The 1,274-nt window shown below is 41.0% G+C and carries 2 protein-coding genes; both read left to right on the top strand.

The annotated features are described in order from the left end of the window. Nucleotides 1–820: ATP-dependent DNA helicase (locus AC30RD_RS09540; protein ID WP_489494315.1), on the top strand; the 820-nt coding region annotated here is incomplete at its 5' end. A 14-nt stretch (nucleotides 821–834) separates the two neighbouring features. Further along, a partial coding sequence (locus AC30RD_RS09535) for a radical SAM protein (protein ID WP_489494314.1) occupies nucleotides 835–1,274 on the top strand: 440 nt, incomplete at its 3' end.

Below are 1,274 nucleotides of genomic sequence, written 5' to 3'. Positions count from 1 at the left end.
TGCCAACGATATTCGTCAAGGAAAAGTCCCCCAATACAAAGGTGCGTATGAAGATTTTGAGTTTGTACATGTTGAGATAGCCAATTACTATGCACTTAAAAATCAGCTCTCTCAAGAGGAGCTGAAAAATCTCAGAGAGCAAAACTCCCAAAATATTATTGCCGAGATGCTGCATCGTGTTGTAGCTTCGATTGAAAAAGCGCGTTACCGCCTTAACAACAAACGTATTAAAGAGTATTTGAACTATTTTCAGGTGATTACACCGATGAAAGGGGGTATATTGGGAACTGCCAACCTCAATAAAGTGTTGCAGGAGTATTGTAATCCAAACCCCAAGCGGTGTATTAAAAAAGGGGAGATGGAGTTTCGTTTGATGGATAAGGTGGTCCACACCAAAAACGAAAATATGACAAGCTGGAGCGGGAGTGCCTTTAAAGAGAATGAGGATGCGTGTGAGAGGCGAATCTTTAATGGGATGAGTGGATTGCTTTTTAAAATAGATGAAGAGGAGGAGCAGGCGTATGTGTTTTACCCCAATGAGGATGTTGTGGTACGGTATGAGTTTGATGAAATTGCAAACTACCTTATGCTTTCGTATGCACTTACTATCCATAAGGTACAGGGGATGGAGTATGATATTGTGGTAATTCCTATGAGTTTTACCCATTTTATTATGCACAATACCAAACTGATATATACAGCCGTAACAAGAGCCAAACATCGTTGTATCATTATAGGGGAGAGTGGAGCGTTTGAGAGTGCGTGTCGTCGTCTTGAGACAACACGCAGAGATACCGTTCTTTTAGAACTTGGAGCATAAGAAGGGAGTATATTATGCAATACTACAAAGAGAAAAACCAACACGCAATTGTCTGCCTGTTATGTCGCCATTACTGCACACTGCAAGAGGGTAAAAGTGGTATATGTGGTGTTAACTATAACAAAAATTCCAAACTTTTTAATGCTACATACGCACACCCCTCTGCACTAAATCTTGACCCCATTGAGAAAAAACCGCTTTACCATTTTTTACCTGCAACCACCTCATTGTCTCTTGGAACGGTGGGATGTAATTTTCGTTGTCCGTTTTGTCAAAACTATTCCATCTCTCAAACATCACAGGTGGATGAGCGTATAGAACTTTCTGCACAAAAGGTGGTTGATTTGGCATTGGAATATGGTGCAAGCTCTATAAGCTATACCTACAATGAGCCGGTTATCTGGTCCCCCTATGCCAAAGATATAGCTCTTTTGGCAAAAGAGGCAGGACTCAA

Source organism: Nitrosophilus sp. (assembly GCF_982775275.1).
This window is presented reverse-complemented; position numbering and strand designations above follow the sequence as displayed.